We start from the raw sequence: 19,455 nt of genomic DNA on the forward strand, positions 1-19,455 counted from the left end.
ATTATAAGCCCTGCTAGAAATAGCAGGGCTTTTTTATTAACATCTCTCTAACATTTTTGAAACATCAATTTTACAACTCTCTGTTTCTTAAGTGATTTTCCCAATTCTTTTATCTACATCCCAGTAACGCACAATGTTTTGTCATAACGTCATAAAACACACAGTTATTTATGCTCAATTGACCGAATATTGCAGATTTATGTGATTTGTGTGACGAATAATTCCCTAGATTTGTGCATTATCGTCAATAGCTCCTTAAACAAAATTGACAAAGTTTAACCAATCGAGATAATCCTAAGCCTCTTGTCAGGATTTTACTGTATGTTCTGGCAACAAGAGCACCGGCATCATGCCGGTATACGTTAGTGTTTATCTATCGTCATGAAGATGATTTTCGAGAGGCCTAATGTTGTTGTCAGGATGACAAAGAAAGGATGCAAAAATGGATAATATTGGAAGCCTGCTAGTAGACGCTGCAACCCTGATGCTTACAGGGATGGTTGTAGTGTTTATATTCCTCACTATTCTTGTCTACCTCGTTCGGTTGATGTCAAAACTGGTGCCAGAAGAAGTGCCAGAGCCGATCGCTACACCTAATCAAAATAACAAAGTTCAATTACCATCTTCTGCTGTTAGCCCTAAGGTTGTTGCGGCCATTTCCGCAGCGGTACATCAGTACCGTACCTCTGCAGCTAAGTAGCATTTGATAGGATTTAAAAGGAGTTAATGAGCATGTCTAAATCACTAGCTTTAACAGACGTGGTCCTTCGTGACGCCCATCAGTCGTTATTCGCGACTCGTATGCGTCTGGAGGATATGTTACCTATCGCTGAAGAGCTCGATAAGGTCGGTTACTGGTCTCTGGAAACATGGGGCGGTGCGACGTTTGATGCTTGTATTCGATTCTTGGGCGAAGACCCGTGGGAACGTCTGCGCGCATTGAAGAAAGCGATGCCGAATACCCCAATGCAAATGTTGCTACGTGGCCAGAACCTATTAGGTTACCGTCACTATGCTGACGATGTAGTAGAGAAATTTGTTGAACGTGCTCATGCCAATGGTATGGATGTATTCCGTATCTTTGACGCGATGAATGACGTTCGTAACTTTGAAAAAGCAGTTAAGGCTGCTGTCGATGTTGGCGCTCACGCACAAGGTACACTCTCTTACACAACCAGCCCTGTTCATAATACGGATACATGGGTTGATTTGGCGAAGCGTCTGGAAGACCTTGGCTGTCACTCGCTATGTATCAAAGATATGTCTGGTCTGCTTAAGCCATACGAAGCAGAAGATCTGATTTCACGTATTAAGGCTTCATGTGATGTGCCGCTAGCACTGCACTGTCATGCGACAACGGGTCTTTCTACCGCTACGGCAGTAAAAGCTGTTGAAGCTGGCGTTGATATTCTTGATACCGCTATTTCGTCGATGAGCTGTACTTACGGCCATACTCCAACTGAAACCGTTGTTGCTATGCTGCAGGGTACTGAGCGCGATACCAATCTTAAGCTTGATCAAATTGAACCAATTGCCGCTTACTTCCGCGAAGTTCGTAAGAAGTACGCTAAGTTTGAAGGTCAGCTGAAAGGTGTTGATTCACGTATCCTCATCGCTCAGGTTCCAGGTGGCATGCTAACCAACATGGAAGGCCAGCTGAAAGAGCAGGGTGCCGCGGATCGTCTTGACGAAGTGTTGGAAGAGATCCCACGTGTTCGTCAGGATCTTGGTTACATTCCACTGGTTACCCCTACCTCTCAGATCGTTGGTACACAGGCGGTGATCAACGTGCTGACTGGTGAGCGCTATAAGAGCATCACTAAAGAGACTGCTGGCGTACTGAAAGGTGAATATGGCGCAGCACCTGCGGAAGTGAATGCTGAGCTACAGGCTAAAGTGCTTGATGGTGCTGAAGCTATTACTTGTCGTCCTGCTGATTTGCTTGAAGCAGAAATGGATAGTTTGACTGATGAGCTGCTAGCGAAAGCGAAATCTGACGGCATCTCATTGGCTGAGGATACGGTTGATGATGTTCTAACGTACGCACTGTTCCCTCAGGTAGGTCTTAAGTTCCTTAAGAACCGTCATAACCCTGATGCGTTTGAACCTGCTCCTGGTAAAGAGGAGCTTGCGCCAGTAGCTGCTCAACCAGCACAAGGTGGCATCGAAGCTTACAGTGTTAAAGTTGACGGTCAGGTTTACGATGTTGAAGTTGGTCCACAAGGTCAGTTGACTTCTGTCGCTCCTGCGCAGCCAAGTACTAATGCGCAACAAGCGGCTCCTGCTGCACCAGCCGGTAACTCTGAAACGGTTCCTGCACCGCTAGCGGGTAACATCTTCAAAGTGAATGTTCACAGCGGCGCTCAGGTAGCAGAAGGCGATGTCCTGTTAATTCTTGAAGCGATGAAGATGGAAACGGAAGTGCGTGCTGCTCGCGGTGGTATCGTCCAAGATCTACACGTCAAAGAAGGTGATTCTGTGACTGTTGGTGCTCCACTACTTAGTTTAGCGTAAGGGAGTAGCATGGAAGGATTAATGACCCTTTGGTCAGAAACAGGGATCGCCAACTTCGAGTTTGGCCAGATCTGTATGATCTTGGTTGGCTGTACACTGCTGTTTTTGGCGATTCGTAAAGGATTTGAGCCGTTACTACTATTGCCGATTGGTTTTGGTGCCATCTTAGCTAACATTCCTAATGCTGGCTTTACAGAAGAGGGCGGTCTGCTCTACTACGTTTACTACGTTGGTATTGAGTCGGGAATTTTCCCACTGCTTATCTTCATGGGCGTTGGTGCAATGACTGACTTTGGTGCGCTTATCGCTAACCCTAAGACGTTATGGCTGGGTGCTGCGGCGCAGTTTGGTATCTTCGCTACCCTGTTCGGCGCAATCTTGCTTAACTACGTACCGGGTATGGAATTCAGCATGCCAGATGCCGCGTCTATCGCGATCATTGGTGGTGCTGACGGTCCGACGGCTATCTTCTTAGCAAGTCAACTGTCGCCTGATCTACTTGGTGCGATCGCCGTTGCAGCATACAGTTATATGGCACTGGTTCCGATCATTCAGCCACCAATCATGAAGGCGCTGACATCACCGGAAGAGCGTAAGATCCAAATGGCACAGCTACGTCACGTAGGCAAAGCCGAGAAGATCTTGTTCCCACTTGCGGTACTGCTGATGACAATCTTGTTCCTCCCTTCAGCTACCCCACTGGTTGGTATGTTCTGTCTGGGTAACCTGATGCGTGAAGCAGGTGTGGTTGATCGTCTGTCTAAGACTGCGCAAAACGAGCTGATCAATATTGTGACCATCTTCTTAGGTCTGGGTGTTGGTTCTAAGCTGCAAGCAGAAGAGTTCCTCAACATCGAAACTCTGGGTATCTTAGCGCTGGGTGCTGTCGCATTTAGTATTGGTACCGCAGGTGGTGTATTGATGGCTAAGCTACTTAATAAGCTATCGAAGGAAGATATTAACCCGCTGATTGGTGCCGCAGGCGTATCTGCAGTACCTATGGCCGCACGTGTAGTTAATAAGGTTGGTCTGGAGGCTAACTCGCAAAACTTCTTATTGATGCACGCTATGGGGCCTAACGTAGCTGGTGTACTTGGTTCTGCTGTTGCTGCTGGTATTCTGCTAGCGCTTGTTGGCTAGGTATCAATTCCGGTTAGTAATTGGTCAAATTGAGAGTAAGTGGTTAACTTGCTGGCAATAAATGGTATATATTCAAAGGGATGCTTTCGCATCCCTTTTTTTATATCGACAGGGAAATGATGAAATGGAAAACAAACAAATCGCAATCTCACAATTTGGTGATCCAGACGTTCTCGTTATTCAAACTTCACCAATTCCAGAACCACAAACTGGCGAAGTGTTGGTTAAAGTGCACTTCTCTGGTGTGAATCCCATCGATGTAAAAACTCGGGCAGGCCTTGGTTGGGCTGCGTCTCAGAATAAAGATAACCTACCATGGGTACCTGGCTATGATATCTCTGGGGAAATTATTAAGGTCGGAGAGGGGACTGAACGGTTTGCGCTTGGCGATAACGTCGCTGGTTTTATCGGCTTTCCGCTCTCTGGCGGTGGCTATAGCCAATATGTTTGTGTTCCTGAGGCGGCACTGAGCCTTGTACCGGATTCCATTACGCTTGAAGCGGCAGCAGCTCTGCCATTAGCTGGTCAAACGGCAGTGCAGGCACTAGACAAAGCTGGGGTGCAGGAAGGACAACGCGTTCTGATCCTGGCGGGTGCCGGTGGCGTTGGTCATATTGCGATTCAGGTAGCGGTGGCAGCTAAAGCTGAAGTCTTTACCACTTGTAGTGAAGCGAATCTGGATTACATGGCGACCTTAGGTGCCCATGCGGTGAATTATCAGTTTGCACCAGTCTCTGAGCGAGTTGAAGAAGCGGATGTGTTGATCGATTTAGTCGGTGGTGATGCAGCTCTTGATGCGCTTAAATGCCTGAAAGATGGTGCTAAAGTGGTCACGGTTCCAACTTTGTCGGCTGAGCTTATTTGCGAGAAAGCAAAACTGTTAGGCTTTGAAGCGACAGGGATGCTTGTTGATCCAAACCCGGAACAACTGGATGCACTACTTTACATGGTGAGCGTCGGTCTGGTTAAAACTGAAATTCAACAGGTGTACCCACTGGAGCAGGTGGTTGATGCGCACAAACAGATTGAAACAGGACATACAAGGGGCAAGATCTTGCTTGATATGCAATGTTAGAAGCGTTTAATAGCGCATTTGAATCTTTTGCACTTTGGTTTTCTGATTCGGCACTGTGGGTACTCTTTTTAAGTGGATTCCTCAGTGCCACTTTATTGCCCGGAGGGTCTGAGGCAGGACTGATTGCAACGCTGAGCCTGAATCAATACGCTACTTTCAACGTCATTGTTGTAGCAACACTCGGTAATACTCTTGGTGGTCTAACCAACTATTGGCTTGGATTGTGGCTACCAAATAGAACTCAAAACGAAAAACATGGTCATAAAGCCTTATTATGGCTAAATAAATACGGCTATTGGTCGCTTCTTTTTAGCTGGTTACCAGTGATTGGTGATCCGTTATGTTTAGCCGCTGGTTGGTTACGGATGCGCTTTTGGCCAAGTTTCTGGCTAATATTGATTGGCAAAGCACTCCGTTACAGTTTACTCGCTGCAGTTTTTTACGGTTTTTTCTAAGGGGATGTCATGAGAAAGATTTGGCTCGGTGCTATTTCTCTTGTCGCACTATACGGTTGTTCTTCCAATAACCTCTCTTCGGTACCTTTCTTTTCCTCCTTACCTGATGGTGTCACGCTTGTTGAAGAAGTGGAGGCTGAGCCTGGTAAGGCTATGATCCCGTACTCTAAGTACCAGTTGGATAATGGTTTGACCGTTATTCTTTCTCCGGATCACTCAGATCCACTTGTCCATGTCGATGTGACTTATCACGTGGGGTCAGCTCGTGAAGAAGCGGGTAAGTCTGGCTTTGCTCATTTCTTCGAACATATGATGTTTCAAGGCAGTGAGAATGTTGGTGATCAACAACATTTCAAGATCATTACTGAAGCTGGCGGAACATTAAACGGCACGACGAATCGGGATCGTACTAACTACTTTGAGACTGTACCGTCAAATCAGCTTGAGAAAATGCTGTGGCTGGAGTCTGACCGTATGGGCTTTTTGCTCGATGCGGTTTCGCAACGTAAGTTTGAAATTCAGCGTGATACGGTGAAAAACGAGCGCGCGCAAAATTATGATAATCGCCCATATGGCCTGATGTGGGAGAAAATGGGTGAAGCCATGTATCCAGAAGGTCACCCTTACTCATGGCAAACCATAGGTTACGTTGAAGATCTTGACCGGGTTGACGTCAATGACCTGAAAGCATTCTTCTTACGCTGGTATGGTCCGAACAATGCGGTGCTGACGATTGGTGGTGATATCAATGTGGATCAGACCTTAGAGTGGGTCAACAAGTACTTCGGATCAATCCCTAGCGGACCTGAAGTGAATCAGGCACCAAAACAACCAGCAAAATTGACACAAGATCGTTATGTCACTCTCGAAGATCGCATTCAGCAGCCAATGCTGATGATCGGCTGGCCGACCACTTACAATGGCGCGGAAGGTCAGGCATCACTGAATGCATTAGCGAATGTCTTAGGTAATGGTGCAAACAGTCTGTTGTACCAAAAGCTGGTTAAGACTCAGAAGGCCGTTGATGCAGGCGCATTTCAGGATTGTGCTGAACTAGCCTGTAACTTCTACGTTTATGCAATGGCTCCATCGGGTGAGAAGGGGGCGTTAAAACCTCTCTATCAAGAGTTGATGCAAACCCTGGGTGAGTTTGAAGCTAAAGGTGTTGATCAAGCACGCCTTGAACAGATCACTGGTATGGCAGAAGCTCAATCAGTTTTTGCTTTGCAAAGTGTTCGTGGCAAGGTGTCACAGTTGGCATCTAACCAAACCTTCTTCAATAAACCTGACCGTATTCAGTCGCAGTTAGCCGAGATACGAGCGGTAACGCCAGAGTCAGTGATGGATGCCTACAAAACTTACGTTAATGGCCACCCTAAAGTTGCGTTGAGTGTTGTACCAAGAGGCAAAGCTGAGTTAGCGGCAGCTCCGGCCAACTTTGTCACTCCTGAGAGAACTCTACCTGCTTACCAGAAAGTGACTGAAGACCAACTTGCTTATCGCCGTGCAGAAGACAACTTCGATCGTTCAGTGATGCCTGAAGTCGCTGAAGGCGTTAAGGCACAAATGCCAGAGCTCTACCGTATCTACTTTGATAACGGTGCAGAAGTCTTAGGAACGGTCAGTTCTGAAACTCCAACGGTGCAGCTAGAAATTAGTTTCCCTGCCGGTGAGCGTTATGTCGCGAGGGGTAAAGAAGGCCTGGCTAACTTAACAGCATCCATGATGCAGGAGGCAACTCAGGACTCTAGCCTTGAAGAGTTACAAGCCCGATTAGATAAGTTAGGTAGTTCGGTTAGCGTGCAAGCGGGTAATTACACCACCAGCATTTCAATCTCTAGTTTAGAGAAAAACTTACCGCAGACGCTTAAAATTGCTGAAGAGGTACTGTTTAAACCTGCATTCCGTCAACAAGACTTCGACCGTATTAAGAAGCAAATGCTGGAAGGCATCGTTTATCAACACCAGAAAACCAGTTGGTTAGCATCTCAGGCAACGCGTCAGGTGCTGTTTGATGGCACGGTTTATCAGCGCTCAAATGATGGTACTCAGGCATCAGTAGAGAGTTTGACACTGGACGATGTTAAAGCCTTCTACAAACAGCACTATACCCCTCAGGGGGCACAAATTGTGGTGGTAGGCGATATCAATAAGAAGCAAGTTAAACAGCAGCTTGCCTTTATCGATAACTGGCAAGGGGAAGTCGCACCATTGCTGAGACCGCAGTTAGTTAAAGCAAATGAACAGCAAAAAATCTATCTGGTCGATAAACCAGGGGCGCCACAAAGTGTGGTACGCATGGTACGACTCGGACTGCCGTTTGATGCCACTGGAGAGGTTTACCTAACTCAACTTGCCAACTTTAATTTGGCAGGGAACTTCAATAGTCGCATCAACCAGAACTTACGTGAAGACAAAGGCTACACTTACGGAGCAAGTGGCTATCTGGCTTCAAATAGAGAGGTAGGTGCGGTCGTCTTTTCCGCTCAAGTACGTGCAGACTCGACAATTCCATCGATTATCGAGATGCGAAAAGAGCTCGAAACGTACAGCCAAAATGGCATGAGCGATGACGAAATGAAATTTTTACGCTTAGCGGTCGGTCAACAAGATGCACTAAAGTATGAAACGCCTTCACAGAAAGCCGGATTACTTAATAGTATTCTTGCCTATAGCCTTGACGAAGATTACCTCAAGCAGCGTAATGAAATTGTCGAAACGGTAAATAAGCAGACGCTAGATGAGTTGGCTAACAAGTGGTTTAACCCAGATGACTACCAAATTATTGTTGTCGGTGATGCTAAATCCCTCAAGCCACAGTTAGAAAGTTTGCAGATTCCGATAGAAGAGCTTGAAATCATCCGTTAGAGTACACATAACATAGTGCATAGCTAAAGGGTGACTTTGGTCACCCTTTATGAATTTGTTTAGCCAGTTTGGTTTAACGACCAAACCATTGATATAAGCGAACCTCATTTTGACTGAATTTGCTGCGCGACTTGAGCGAGTTGCACAAAACCCAGAAGTATTTAAGAGTTTTGGACGTGGTGTTGAGCGTGAAACACTGCGTTACCACCAAGATGGTCATCTGGCTACAACGCCACACCCGGAAGGGCTAGGTTCTGCTTACGCCAATAACTGGATTACTACCGATTTTTCAGAGTCACTGTTAGAGTTTATTACTCCGGTTTCTAGTGATATCACGACCCTGACGGCACAGCTTGAAGATATCCACCACTTTACACAGACCAAACTGGGTGAAGAGAAAATGTGGCCGCTTTCGATGCCTTGTTACGTTGGTAGTGAAGATGACATTAATCTTGCCCAGTATGGTGACTCGAACTCAGGGAAAATGAAAACCCTCTACCGTGAAGGCTTGAAACGTCGTTACGGTAGCTTAATGCAAATCATCTCTGGCGTTCACTTTAACTTCTCTTTCCCAGAAAGCTTCTGGCAACAACTACTGGGTGAGCAGAGTGAGCAGCAGCGTCAGGCAAGTAAGTCAGAAGCTTATTTTGGATTGATTCGTAACTACTACCGCTTTGGCTGGCTAATCCCATACTTCTTTGGTGCATCTCCTGCTTTATGCTCGTCATTTGTCCAGGGCAGAGATAGCAAGCTACCGTTTGAAAGTATCGGCGGTACACTTTATCTGCCTCATTCGACTTCGTTACGTATGAGCGATCTGGGTTATACCAACAGTGCTCAGAGTGCATTGAAAATTGGTTTTAATAGTCTGGACGAGTATCTGGATGGCTTGAACACGGCGATTCGCACTCCTTCAGAAGAGTTTGCAGAAATTGGCGTTAAAGTGGATGGTGAATACCGTCAGCTTAACAGCAACGTTCTTCAGATTGAAAATGAACTCTATGCCCCGATTCGTCCTAAGCGAGTGGCTAAATCTGGTGAAAAACCGTCAGAAGCACTAGCACGCGGTGGGGTTGAGTATATTGAAGTTCGTTCTCTCGACGTTAACCCATACAGCTCAGTGGGTATCAATGAAGATCAAATTCGCTTCCTGGATCTGTTCCTAACATGGGCGGCACTCACAGAGTCAGAGCCAATGGACTACTGCGAACAAGCATGTTGGCGTGATAACTGGAATCGTGTGATTGTCGAAGGTCGTAAACCAGGCCTTGAGCTACAGATTGGTTGTAAAGGTGAAGTCCTTACACTGCAAGATTGGGCTAAGCGTGTATTCGTCGAGTTGGTTCAAATTGCAGAGAAGATGGATCAGGCAGTAGGTGGTGAAGCTTACCAAGCGGTTTGCTACAAACTTCTGTCGTGGATTGATAACCCTGAGCAGACTATCTCAGGCCAGTTACTCGAAGATACCAAGCGTTACGGTGGTTTAGGTAAAGTTGGCTGCGAGTTAGGTAAGGAGTATCGAACACAGCACCTCAACCATAACTACCGCACGTACAGTGAAGCTGAAATGGAAGACGAAGTGATTCGTTCACGTCAGGCTCAGTCTGAGGTCGAAGCGTCAGATAGCCAGAGTTTTGATCAATTTCTTGAAGAGTACTTCTCTTACTTAAACTCTTAAGGTCATAACGTGATAAGGAAATTAGCGGTAGTGGTGAGCATTGCCGTGCTTGGTGGTTGTGCTACAGCACCACCGAAGGATCAGTCTAACCTGTGTGAAATCTTTCGTGAGAAGCCAGGCTGGTATGACGACGCCGTTGATATGCAGGATGAGTGGGGTACGCCTATTCAGATATCGATGGCGTTCGTAAAACAAGAAAGTAGCTTTCGCCACGATGCGAAACCACCTAAAGATTACCTTCTTGGTTTTATCCCATGGGGCAGAGTAAGTAGTGCTTACGGTTATGCTCAAGCGCAAGATCCAGCATGGGAAGATTTTCAAAAGGCGACCGGTCATGGCGGCTCAAGAACAGACTTCGCCGATTCGTTGATGTTTATTGGCTGGTATACCAGTGAAACACAGCGGCAACTGGGCGTGTCAAAGTGGGATGCTTACAATCAGTATTTAGCCTATCATGAAGGTCGAGGCGGCTATAAGCGTAAAAGCTATCAAGCAAAACCGTCACTAATTCGAGTTGCGCGCAAAGTCGAGCAGCAAGCAAAGGATTATGGTTGGCAACTTAAACAGTGCCGACAGGAATTAGAAAACAATAGAAGCTGGTTCTTTTAGGTACCAGAGCAGTCACAATGGAGAAGGACAATGCCGTTATTAGATAGTTTTACTGTAGATCACACCCGCATGAATGCACCTGCGGTTCGAGTGGCGAAAACCATGACCACGCCAAAGGGTGACACCATTACGGTATTTGATCTGCGCTTTACTGCACCAAACAAAGACATCCTATCTGAAAAAGGGATTCATACATTAGAGCACCTTTATGCTGGTTTTATGCGTAACCACTTAAACGGTGACAGTGTTGAAATTATCGATATTTCTCCAATGGGCTGTCGTACTGGTTTCTACATGAGTCTGATCGGTACTCCACAAGAACAGCAAGTCGCTGATGCCTGGTTAGCGGCTATGCAAGACGTACTGAAAGTAGAAAGTCAGAACAAAATCCCTGAACTGAATGAATATCAGTGTGGTACTGCAGCAATGCACTCGCTCGATGAGGCAAAACAGATTGCTGAAGCGATCCTGGCCGCTGGTATCTCTGTAAATAAAAACGATGAGCTGGCGCTACCGGAAGCGATGCTCAAAGAGCTTAAAGTTGACTAATGTGTTGGCAATAAAAAAGGAAGGCGAAAGCCTTCCTTTTTTGTTTGTGGTTCTGTTCGTCTAATTCGCTTTCGGTAACACAACGACTTGAGTTTTTGCCCATATATCGTGAAAGCCACGTTTCTGTGGATCAAGTGGAACGGTAAAGTTCGCCAGACCAAAACCTGAAGTACCAATGCGAATCAGCGCCTGAGTAACTGACACAGGTCTGCCATCATTGCTACGTAAATGCAGTTTCCATGCACGCATACCTAATGTCTGACCTGCTCTGGTCCAGAAGAAAACGAAGAAGTAAATCCAAACAAATGCCAGATAAGCAGTGTAAACCGGACTCCAGATAGGATGGTTTGTGAGAAAATCACTGACATCTTCAAAGCCACCGATATTAAAGATCCCCAGCGCCATCAAAGCATGTAAAACGGCGATAACAATACCAGCAGCCATCATTTCAACAGCAATGATAATAAGTCCATCGTAAAAGAGTGCCCCAAGGCGGCGAAACAAGCCTGCTGGTGGCAAAGTGTCAGTCGTTGACATAAAACCTACTTACCCAAATAAAATAAGGCGAAAGAATAAAGCTTCAATTTTAATCTGAAAAGAGAGCTTGCGCACAGCTTACCAATTTATGGCGATTTTATCGGCAAACGACAGGGAATTCAGTCTTTTGCACTTGCACGATCAATAAGCATACGTATAATGCCAGACATCAAAGGGCAATGCCCCAAGATGCCGGTGTGGTGAAATTGGTATACACGACGGATTCAAAATCCGTTGCCTTCGGGCGTGGCGGTTCAAGTCCGCCCACCGGTACCATAATTTTGAAACAGAGCCTTAGCAGTCGCTAGGGCTTTGTTTTATCTAAAGTAATATTAGGATTGGTCCCCTAATACTGGCTCAAAGTATCGAACAGTTGGTTTTGAATCTCCCGTTGTGCGGTTGCATTTTTGGTGCAATTTGGTGCAAGGAGTCAACATGGCCACTATTCAGGTCCGCAAGGGCAAAAAGAAAACCACCTATCGCGTGCAATTCATGCGAGACGGGCAACGTATCTCTAAATCATTCCCTACTAAAAAATCCGCAGAAAAGTTTGCCGCTTTGCTGGTGGTCGATGACGACTTTTCCCATTCGATGACCAACCAAACCCTCAATTCTTTTTTAGTCTCCGATGCTATTGATGAGTATTTGCAGCAGTACAAAGGCAAAGACGTCAGTCTTGCACAACGATTAAGCTATTGGTCTGCTGCTTTTGGCTCGATAGCTGTGGGAAAAGTCACCCGACAGAAGGTCAAAGCCGAACTAAGAGGTTTGCTGAAACGGTGTGCTCCTTCGACCGTCAATCGTTATAAAGCCGCATTGGGCACGCTCTATCGTTATCTACTGCATGAATACGACATCGACCATAACCCTACCAAGGGGATCCCGCTGCTTACTGAAAACAATGCTCGTACTCGGTACCTGAGTGACGAAGAGATAGAGCGTCTACTTAGTGCGTGTCGTCACTCGTCATGGAACCAACTATTTCTGCTGGTATTGCTTGCGATCACGACAGGAGCGAGAAGAAGTGAATTGCTGACTTGTCGATGGGAAAGCATTAACTTAAAAACGCGGACTATCCACTTAAGCACTACCAAGAATGGTGAACAACGATTGCTGACATTAACACATGAGGCCGTGACTGAGCTGATGAAGTATCGTCGCTCCTCTGGCTACTTGTTCCCCTGTCCTGAGCTTCCAGCCATGTACTTTAAGAATTTTGATTACCACTGGAAGGAGGCGCTCACCAAGGCGCATATTCACAGTTTTCGCTTTCACGATCTGCGTCACACCTGTGCGAGTATTCTCGCCATGAATGGCGCAAGTCTGTTAGAAATCAAGCAGGTACTGGGGCATAAGACGATTGCAATGACGCAACGTTACGCGCATTTATGTGTGAGTCATCAGCAGATGCTTACTGAGCGTGTTCTAGGTAACATTGGACAGAGAACAAAAGGGATATCCAAGCAGTGTTAAAAAAACGTCATATAGTGAGTAAACAGCGTGCCAAGCGCAGTAGTGGCAAAGTCGGGAGTCTTAATGTTCCTAAATATGACAAAGTTGAACAGCCGAACGGTTTGCTAGCTAGGCTAGCTGCCGATGGAAGAGTTGAGCGCTGTTGTGATGTAAACCGAAAAATAATCAGCATCAGTCAAAGTTCTGATTACGGCGGTACCGAGATCGAAGTGCAATGGGTACATTATCATAAGATGCTAATGCTCACGGGTTTTAGCCTAGAAGAGTGGGCAGAGCATAACTACTATGAGAATGAGTACATCCCGGTGTATATACTCTTAAAAAGACTTGGTGCTGATAAGCGCAATGCTTTTTGGTTTTTTTGGGTGAGTCTCTACAGTGTTTAGTTAACTGGAGTATCGCAGAGCAGGATGAGAACTGGGATGATGCTACTTTATACGAAAGGCAATATAGGGAAGCAAGAGAAAAGTTAACGCTTGCAGCCCATGAGTCCAAATTACAGGTCGATGGCAAGCCTTCACTAGATGATACGAATCTAGAAGCAAGTGCTCAGAGAGTGGAAAATGAGCAACATATACAGCAGGTCATTATTCGGTACATTGATCTAGCCAAGTATAGAAAAAAGAATGGAGGCTACAATCTCAAGAAATTATCTGAGGAACTGGAGAAAATGGAGCAGTTGGCCTACCTCAAACCTAGCTACATATACAAAGTTCTTCGAAAATTCGACAAACTCTTGAACAAGGATTGGTTAGAGCTACGCTCGCTAAATTGTGATGGTTATCACGAAATTGTACCTTAACCAGCAATATTTTTTTACTGCCGACCGATAGTAAAAAAAATTTCGCGATAAAAATCTCCCCCGAAGCCGCACGCAATGGGTGTGCGGTATTGGTAACCCAATCAAGCGGGAGAAAACCATGACTCGAACTATTGAGCCAATTACTTCAAACCTAGAAAACTGGCAGCCTCTGACCAAGGTTGCTGACAGTTTTCCTCAGTTCACCCAACCTCAGCTAAAACGCCTATTCTGGCTCAGAGAACAGCATCCAGGGCTGTCACGCTGCTATCGTCAAGTCGGCAAAAAAGGGTACATCTGTCTTCCGTTATTTGGAATGTGGCTGGCCGGCCAACTTCCTGAACAACAGGAGGAAGAATAATGTCTAAAGATAATCCAGCGTTCAATCTCAGCCTTAGAGAGTTACTTCTAGAGATGGAGGGGGTCGATGTAGATTTGAGCTTGGAACATTTCGCGTATAGCGGAATGCTAAATAAAACTCCTTTTGGGTATGTGCCTGCTGGTACGGCGAGCGAAATTGAGTTCAAAGGAGGCGGCTGTAGATTGTACGTAACTGCACAGGGAGTTGCCAAGGTTTTCTTTGAGTACAAAGAAGGGCGCCTTCCTATGAAGAAAAATTGGGATGGGCGCTTCATGAGCAAGAAAGAACTCAACAACAAACTCCGAGAATTGTATAGAGATAAAAGGAAGCGTCAATATGGGTAACCTCAACAGTCAGCTAAAGGTCAAAAGCTATAAATGGGCAAAAGGCTCTGATGGTTACGATGTCCAACTAGACTACCTTATTGAGGGAGTACTCCCTGCTCAGTCATTTGGTGTGGTTTATGGCCCTAGTGGTTCATTTAAATCATTTCTTATCATGGGGTGGGCTGCTCATGTCGCCTCTGGTATTGAATGGGATGGTCGTAAGGTAAAGCAAGCGGGTGTGTTATATGTTGTTGCAGAAGGGGGGATTGGTGCTGCTAGGCGTGTTAAAGGATGGGAGAAAGAGTATTTAGGTGGCAAGCAACTAGAGAACTACTATTCGATCTGCGTGCCTGTACATATTGCCAACCCTGAAGCACTGCGAATGCTTCAGGCTACCATAGATGAAATCGAAACTACGCAAAACACTAAGATTGAGTTAGTTATTTTCGATACGCTTGCCCGTTGCTTTAATGGTGCTGATGAAAACAGCACTAAGGATATGAATTACTTCATTTCTGGCTGCGATATGCTTAAAGCAACCAAAGGAGTCAGTGTACTTGTAGTTCACCACAGTGGTAAGAGCGAAGCCAATGCAGCGAGAGGAAGCTCAGCGCTTCGTGCTGCGTGTGATTTTGAGTTCAAAGTGACTAGGGAAGCTGAAGATGAAACGAGTGAGCCGGCTTTAATACTCAGTTGCGAAAAGATGAAGGACGATGAGCCTATAGCTAAGCGCTCAGTCAAACTAAAGCCAGTCTATGTCTTTACGAATCAAGAGGGCAAAAAAGTTTACTCTCTGGCCGCAGATAGTAAGCCTGAACTAGCAAGCGCTAAAGAGTTGGTTGACGCTAGACCTCTTTCTCCAGCTCAAACTGCGCTATGGGAAATTGTTCGCGGGCGTGTGGCCTCTAGTCAATCTACCTCAAGAGCGCTAGTGCTTGATGACTTTAAGGCATTAGGGTTCCCACAGAAGAATTTTAGCAGGAGCGTCCAGAGACTCATTGACCGAGGACTGCTTGAAGAAAGGGATGGTGATTTTAGATGCATGCCATCAAGTAAATAATGCACCTCACCTCCGACTGCCATATACATGGGGAGCGGAGGTGAGGTGAAGGGTAACAGTAACAGAATTATAGGGAGCTAGTTATGAGTGATTGGAACCAAACTAGGCAAAAGTATAAAGAGTCATATATTCAATCTGGTATTAGTTTAGCCGCTTGGTGTAAGTCACATGGCATCGATTACCAATCTGCAAGAAAACAAATCAAGGTCAGCGAGATAAAGGCAGAATGCAAAAATGTGATCGGAACGAAACGGCAAAAAGTGATCACGCCCCAACCCCAAAAAGCGAATCACGGTTCATTTGGGCAGGGCAATCAAGCTGCAAGAACACATGGTGCGTATGCGAAGCACGTTGAAGAGGATGATTTACGCACTGCTAGTGAAGTGTGTTCGTTAGACGAAGAACTCTTAGTTAGTCGAGCTCGCTTGGTATCGGTGCTAAAACAAAGGCAGCAGTTGGATAACCTTCTACATGAGTCACGTTTGGCTCAAGATTTAGAGCAATGCAAATACTTGAGTGAACTCTTGATGAAGCTGGTGGATGCGGAAGATAGGGCGGTCGCCAGAATAGAGTCCCTTTGTATCACACTGTCTAAGCTAAAACGGGATACAGTCATGATTAGGAAAGATAAAGCTCAAGCTGAGTTACTGGAGCAAAGTATCATGCAGCGAAGAGCAGAGCAGAACAAAAATGATAAAGTTATCTATAACATAAGTTGGTAAGTCCTCCTTGTAAGATAATATGCAATTAAGCTCTAGAATATCTATTCAAAACCTCCACATCGCTATCCTTTACTATACAATACGTCGCAATAAATCTTGGCTCTGTTTTCGGGGCCAAGTTCATCTATTGAGAAGTATTTATCATCATGGCTAAAGCACCAGCAAAGAAAAAAGCCCCTGCGAAAAAGAAAGGCTTTGAAGAGACCCTTTGGGATACCGCAAACCAACTGCGTGGCAGTGTCGAATCATCAGAATACAAGCACGTCGTATTGAGCCTTGTGTTCCTTAAATTCATTAGCGACAAGTTTGAAACTCGCCGCCAAAAGATGATTGATGATGGCCAAGAAGCTTTTGTTGATATGAAAGAGTTCTACCAGCAAGACAACATCTTCTACCTAGAGGAAAGCTCTCGTTGGTCATTTGTGCAGAAGCACGCCAAGCAAGACAACATCGCGGTGGTGATTGATACCGCACTGGCAAGTATTGAAAAAGCCAACCCAAGCTTGAAAGGCGCACTGCCAGATAACTACTTCTCTCGCCAAGATCTTGAAGTGAAAAAGCTCGCGTCACTGATTGATACTATCGAGAACATCGACACGCTCGCTGATGAATGCGACATGAGCGAAGAAGACCTAGTGGGTCGAGTCTACGAGTATTTCCTTGGAAAATTTGCCGCAACCGAAGGTAAAGGCGGTGGTGAGTTCTATACGCCAAAGTCAGTAGTAACCCTACTAACAGAAATGCTAGAGCCGTTTCAAGGTAAAATTTACGACCCGGCCTGTGGTTCGGGCGGCATGTTCGTGCAGTCTTTGAAGTTCGTAAAACAGCATGAAGGTCGCACCAAAGACATTGCAATTTACGGCCAAGAGTTGACGTCGACCACTTACAAACTGGCGAAAATGAACTTAGCCATTCGCGGCTTATCAGGCAACTTGGGTGAGCGCCCAGCCGATACCTTCTTTGCTGACCAACACAAAGACCTTAAAGCCGATTACATTATGGCTAACCCGCCGTTTAACATCAGCCAATGGCGTGACGAGAACGAGCTAACCAAAGATCCGCGCTTTTCTGGCTACCGTACACCGCCAACAGGCAATGCCAACTACGGTTGGATCTTGCATATGCTCTCTAAGCTGAGCGAAACAGGCACGGCTGGTTTTGTCTTGGCAAACGGCTCTATGAGCTCAAACACTTCTGGTGAAGGGGAAATCCGCCAGCAGCTTATCGAGAACGATGTAGTGGAATGTATGATTGCACTGCCGGGTCAGCTGTTCTACTCAACCCAAATCCCTGTTTGTATCTGGTTTATCACTAAGAACAAGCAAGCCAATAGCTCTAAAGGCTACCGCCCACGCGAAAAAGAAACCCTGTTTATTGATGCACGTGAAATGGGCACCATGACCAGTCGCGTACACAAAGAGCTGACTGTAGATGACATTGCCCTTATTGCTGACACTTACCACGCATGGCGCAGTGATGACGCCGAGCTAAAAGCCCGAGTAGAACGTGGTGACAGTAAACTTGAGAAATATGAAGACGTGGCAGGTTTCTGTAAGCAAGCAAGTTTTGATGAGATCAAAACTAATGATTTCGTGCTCACTCCGGGGCGTTACGTCGGCGCAGCCGAAGTAGAAGACGATGGTATTCCATTCGAAACCAAGATGCGTGAGCTGTCTCAAACCCTTTATAGCCAAATGAACCAAGCCGAAGAGTTAGATAAAGCGATTCGCAGTAACTTGGAGGCATTGGGTTATGGGGAGTGAATGGATTGATGCCAAGCTAGGCGATTATATTGATTCATGTCTTGGCAAGATGCTTGATAAGAATAAAAACAAAGGCGAATTTTATTCATACCTTGGTAATAGCAATGTACGCTGGGGGGCGTTTGACTTAGATGAACTAGCTCAAATGAAATTTGAGGATCATGAGCATGTACGTTATGGAATCAAAGCTGGGGATTTAATTGTATGTGAAGGTGGAGAGCCTGGACGTTGCGCCATTTGGGAAGATGATCTTCCAAACATGAAAATACAGAAGGCACTACATCGAGTACGAACTATAGATGGACTTGATAGTGAGTTTCTTTATTACTGGTTTCTATTTGCGGGTAAAAACAAACTTTTAGATGCCTATTTTACAGGAACAACGATAAAGCACTTAACTGGCAAAGCACTAAAAGAGATACCGATAAAGATTCCGCCTTTAAAGCATCAAAAGCATGTTGCAGTGTTATTGAGAGGTTTTGATAAGAAGATCAAAATTAATCGCCAAATCAACCAAACCCTAGAACAAATGGCACAAACGTTGTTTAAATCTTGGTTTGTCGATTTTGACCCTGTGATTGATAACGCTCTTGATGCTGGCAGTCCTATTCCTGAGGTATTTGAAGCCCGTGTTGAGCGCCGTAAAGCTGTGCGTGAAAGTGCGGATTTTAAACCGCTGCCTGATGATGTTCGTCAGCTTTTCCCAAGAGAATTTGAAGAGAGTGAGTTAGGTTGGGTTCCTAAGGGGTGGTCATTTACCAAGTTTGGAGACCTGTTGGATAAAACGATAGGTGGTGATTGGGGGAAGGATGTTCCAGATGAAAAGCATACGGAACAGGTTAAAATTATTCGTGGCACTGACATACCCGATTTAAACGCAGGCGGTATCAGTTCAGCTCCAACAAGATGGGTTGAAAGCAAAAAGCTCAAAACGAGAAAACTTGAACATGCAGATATAGTTATTGAGGTCTCTGGAGGCAGTCCTAAACAGCCAACAGGGCGTTCTTTGCTAATAACTAATGATGTACTTTCGCGTTTGGGAGGTGTAGTTGAACCAGCAAGTTTTTGTCGGAGATTTAAACCAGTAAACGAGAAGGTTGGACTTTTGGCATCTGAACACCTCAAGTTCATATATGCAGCTGGGAAAATGTGGGAATACCAAAACCAAAGTACAGGTATTGCTAATTTTCAAACAAAATTTTTCTTAGAAGCAGAATACGTAATGATCCCAAACACCGAAGTGTTGGAGCATTATTTTTCATTTGTAATGAGTTGGATAGAGAAGCGTCAATCGAGTACATCTATTGGACTAGAAAAACTCCGTGACACGCTGCTTCCTAAATTGATTTCGGGCGAATTACACTTAGATTCGCCTGAAGTAGATCAAGCCAAAGCGCTGGTGGATTAACCCGTATCGTCATTCCGGAAAGTGAGGAGCGAACGTATCCGGAATCTCGCTCTTTATAAGGTAGTCCGGACGAAAAGCGAGATCTCAGACACCTCGTCCCTCGGGTCTGAGACGACGA

The 19,455-nt window shown here is 45.6% G+C and carries 19 protein-coding genes and 1 tRNA gene; 19 read left to right on the plus strand and 1 reads right to left on the minus strand.

Going from position 1 to position 19,455, the window contains the following annotated elements; translation table 11 throughout:
- Positions 1–442: 442 nt before the first annotated feature.
- The 9 genes from RH46_RS00585 to luxS all read left to right on the plus strand — a co-directional run bounded on the left by RH46_RS00585 (position 443) and on the right by luxS (position 10,888).
- Positions 443–700 (plus strand): oxaloacetate decarboxylase subunit gamma, encoded by a 258-nt coding sequence (locus tag RH46_RS00585; RefSeq protein ID WP_006877442.1) that lies wholly within the window; start codon positions 443–445, stop codon positions 698–700.
- Between the two features lie 32 nt (positions 701–732).
- Positions 733–2,514, plus strand: a complete 1,782-nt coding sequence (gene oadA / locus RH46_RS00590; protein ID WP_006877443.1) for a sodium-extruding oxaloacetate decarboxylase subunit alpha — start codon at positions 733–735, stop codon at positions 2,512–2,514.
- Between the two features lie 9 nt (positions 2,515–2,523).
- On the plus strand, positions 2,524–3,654 hold the full coding sequence (locus tag RH46_RS00595; RefSeq protein ID WP_040894748.1) for a sodium ion-translocating decarboxylase subunit beta: 1,131 nt from the start codon (positions 2,524–2,526) through the stop codon (positions 3,652–3,654).
- Positions 3,655–3,778: 124 nt separating this feature from the next.
- Complete coding sequence (locus RH46_RS00600; RefSeq protein ID WP_006877445.1) at positions 3,779–4,729, plus strand: NADP-dependent oxidoreductase; 951 nt, start codon at positions 3,779–3,781, stop codon at positions 4,727–4,729.
- The gene (locus RH46_RS00605; RefSeq protein ID WP_006877446.1) at positions 4,723–5,184 is read left to right on the plus strand and encodes a YqaA family protein; all 462 of its coding nucleotides are present in this window, start codon (positions 4,723–4,725) and stop codon (positions 5,182–5,184) included. The genes RH46_RS00600 and RH46_RS00605 overlap by 7 nt, the downstream gene beginning before the upstream one ends.
- A 9-nt stretch (positions 5,185–5,193) precedes the next feature.
- Entirely contained in the window at positions 5,194–8,052 is a 2,859-nt protein-coding gene (locus RH46_RS00610) for a M16 family metallopeptidase (RefSeq protein WP_006877447.1), read from the plus strand.
- A gap of 109 nt (positions 8,053–8,161) precedes the next feature.
- Complete coding sequence (gene gshA / locus RH46_RS00615) at positions 8,162–9,730, plus strand: glutamate--cysteine ligase (RefSeq protein ID WP_006877448.1); 1,569 nt, start codon at positions 8,162–8,164, stop codon at positions 9,728–9,730.
- A gap of 9 nt (positions 9,731–9,739) precedes the next feature.
- Positions 9,740–10,339: a transglycosylase SLT domain-containing protein gene (locus RH46_RS00620; protein WP_239945091.1), complete on the plus strand. Its 600-nt coding sequence runs from the start codon at positions 9,740–9,742 to the stop codon at positions 10,337–10,339.
- A 30-nt stretch (positions 10,340–10,369) separates the two neighbouring features.
- Entirely contained in the window at positions 10,370–10,888 is a 519-nt protein-coding gene (luxS, locus tag RH46_RS00625) for an S-ribosylhomocysteine lyase (RefSeq protein WP_006877450.1), read from the plus strand.
- A 60-nt stretch (positions 10,889–10,948) separates the two neighbouring features.
- Here the strand turns inward: luxS and RH46_RS00630 are convergent, their stop codons facing one another.
- Positions 10,949–11,425: an RDD family protein gene (locus RH46_RS00630; protein WP_006877451.1), complete on the minus strand. Its 477-nt coding sequence runs from the start codon at positions 11,423–11,425 to the stop codon at positions 10,949–10,951.
- A gap of 191 nt (positions 11,426–11,616) precedes the next feature.
- Here RH46_RS00630 and RH46_RS00635 point away from each other — a divergent pair.
- The 10 genes from RH46_RS00635 to RH46_RS00680 all read left to right on the plus strand — a co-directional run bounded on the left by RH46_RS00635 (position 11,617) and on the right by RH46_RS00680 (position 19,337).
- Positions 11,617–11,701, plus strand: a tRNA-Leu gene (locus RH46_RS00635).
- A 216-nt stretch (positions 11,702–11,917) separates the two neighbouring features.
- On the plus strand, positions 11,918–12,898 hold the full coding sequence (locus tag RH46_RS00640) for a tyrosine-type recombinase/integrase (protein ID WP_241210036.1): 981 nt from the start codon (positions 11,918–11,920) through the stop codon (positions 12,896–12,898).
- A complete protein-coding gene (locus RH46_RS00645; protein WP_006877453.1) occupies positions 12,892–13,284 on the plus strand; it encodes a hypothetical protein in 393 nt (130 codons plus the stop codon). Before RH46_RS00640 ends, RH46_RS00645 begins: the two co-directional genes overlap by 7 nt.
- Positions 13,260–13,700 (plus strand): hypothetical protein, encoded by a 441-nt coding sequence (locus tag RH46_RS00650; protein WP_040894751.1) that lies wholly within the window; start codon positions 13,260–13,262, stop codon positions 13,698–13,700. The genes RH46_RS00645 and RH46_RS00650 overlap by 25 nt, the downstream gene beginning before the upstream one ends.
- Before the next feature lie 118 nt (positions 13,701–13,818).
- Positions 13,819–14,058 (plus strand): hypothetical protein, encoded by a 240-nt coding sequence (locus RH46_RS00655; RefSeq protein WP_006877455.1) that lies wholly within the window; start codon positions 13,819–13,821, stop codon positions 14,056–14,058.
- Complete coding sequence (locus tag RH46_RS00660) at positions 14,058–14,402, plus strand: hypothetical protein (protein WP_006877456.1); 345 nt, start codon at positions 14,058–14,060, stop codon at positions 14,400–14,402. The genes RH46_RS00655 and RH46_RS00660 overlap by 1 nt, the downstream gene beginning before the upstream one ends.
- On the plus strand, positions 14,395–15,444 hold the full coding sequence (locus tag RH46_RS00665) for a helicase RepA family protein (RefSeq protein ID WP_006877457.1): 1,050 nt from the start codon (positions 14,395–14,397) through the stop codon (positions 15,442–15,444). Before RH46_RS00660 ends, RH46_RS00665 begins: the two co-directional genes overlap by 8 nt.
- An 83-nt stretch (positions 15,445–15,527) precedes the next feature.
- A complete protein-coding gene (locus RH46_RS00670) occupies positions 15,528–16,166 on the plus strand; it encodes a hypothetical protein (protein ID WP_006877458.1) in 639 nt (212 codons plus the stop codon).
- 146 nt (positions 16,167–16,312) lie between these two features.
- Positions 16,313–17,929: a type I restriction-modification system subunit M gene (locus tag RH46_RS00675; protein WP_006877459.1), complete on the plus strand. Its 1,617-nt coding sequence runs from the start codon at positions 16,313–16,315 to the stop codon at positions 17,927–17,929.
- Positions 17,919–19,337: a restriction endonuclease subunit S gene (locus RH46_RS00680; protein WP_006877460.1), complete on the plus strand. Its 1,419-nt coding sequence runs from the start codon at positions 17,919–17,921 to the stop codon at positions 19,335–19,337. Before RH46_RS00675 ends, RH46_RS00680 begins: the two co-directional genes overlap by 11 nt.
- Positions 19,338–19,455: the final 118 nt, after the last annotated feature.

It is taken from the genome of Vibrio brasiliensis LMG 20546, from assembly GCF_000189255.1.
GTDB lineage: Bacteria > Pseudomonadota > Gammaproteobacteria > Enterobacterales > Vibrionaceae > Vibrio > Vibrio brasiliensis.

Coding starts and splice junctions, on each gene's coding strand:
- RH46_RS00680 (WP_006877460.1), top strand. CDS start 17,919: ATGGGGAGTGAATGGATTGATGCCAAGCTAGGCGATTATATTGATTCA.
- RH46_RS00585 (WP_006877442.1), top strand. CDS start 443: ATGGATAATATTGGAAGCCTGCTAGTAGACGCTGCAACCCTGATGCTT.
- RH46_RS00655 (WP_006877455.1), top strand. CDS start 13,819: ATGACTCGAACTATTGAGCCAATTACTTCAAACCTAGAAAACTGGCAG.
- RH46_RS00670 (WP_006877458.1), top strand. CDS start 15,528: ATGAGTGATTGGAACCAAACTAGGCAAAAGTATAAAGAGTCATATATT.
- oadA (WP_006877443.1), top strand. CDS start 733: ATGTCTAAATCACTAGCTTTAACAGACGTGGTCCTTCGTGACGCCCAT.
- RH46_RS00595 (WP_040894748.1), top strand. CDS start 2,524: ATGGAAGGATTAATGACCCTTTGGTCAGAAACAGGGATCGCCAACTTC.
- luxS (WP_006877450.1), top strand. CDS start 10,370: ATGCCGTTATTAGATAGTTTTACTGTAGATCACACCCGCATGAATGCA.
- RH46_RS00665 (WP_006877457.1), top strand. CDS start 14,395: ATGGGTAACCTCAACAGTCAGCTAAAGGTCAAAAGCTATAAATGGGCA.
- RH46_RS00630 (WP_006877451.1), bottom strand. CDS start 11,425: ATGTCAACGACTGACACTTTGCCACCAGCAGGCTTGTTTCGCCGCCTT.
- RH46_RS00605 (WP_006877446.1), top strand. CDS start 4,723: ATGTTAGAAGCGTTTAATAGCGCATTTGAATCTTTTGCACTTTGGTTT.
- RH46_RS00675 (WP_006877459.1), top strand. CDS start 16,313: ATGGCTAAAGCACCAGCAAAGAAAAAAGCCCCTGCGAAAAAGAAAGGC.
- RH46_RS00610 (WP_006877447.1), top strand. CDS start 5,194: ATGAGAAAGATTTGGCTCGGTGCTATTTCTCTTGTCGCACTATACGGT.
- RH46_RS00600 (WP_006877445.1), top strand. CDS start 3,779: ATGGAAAACAAACAAATCGCAATCTCACAATTTGGTGATCCAGACGTT.
- RH46_RS00640 (WP_241210036.1), top strand. CDS start 11,918: ATGCGAGACGGGCAACGTATCTCTAAATCATTCCCTACTAAAAAATCC.
- RH46_RS00660 (WP_006877456.1), top strand. CDS start 14,058: ATGTCTAAAGATAATCCAGCGTTCAATCTCAGCCTTAGAGAGTTACTT.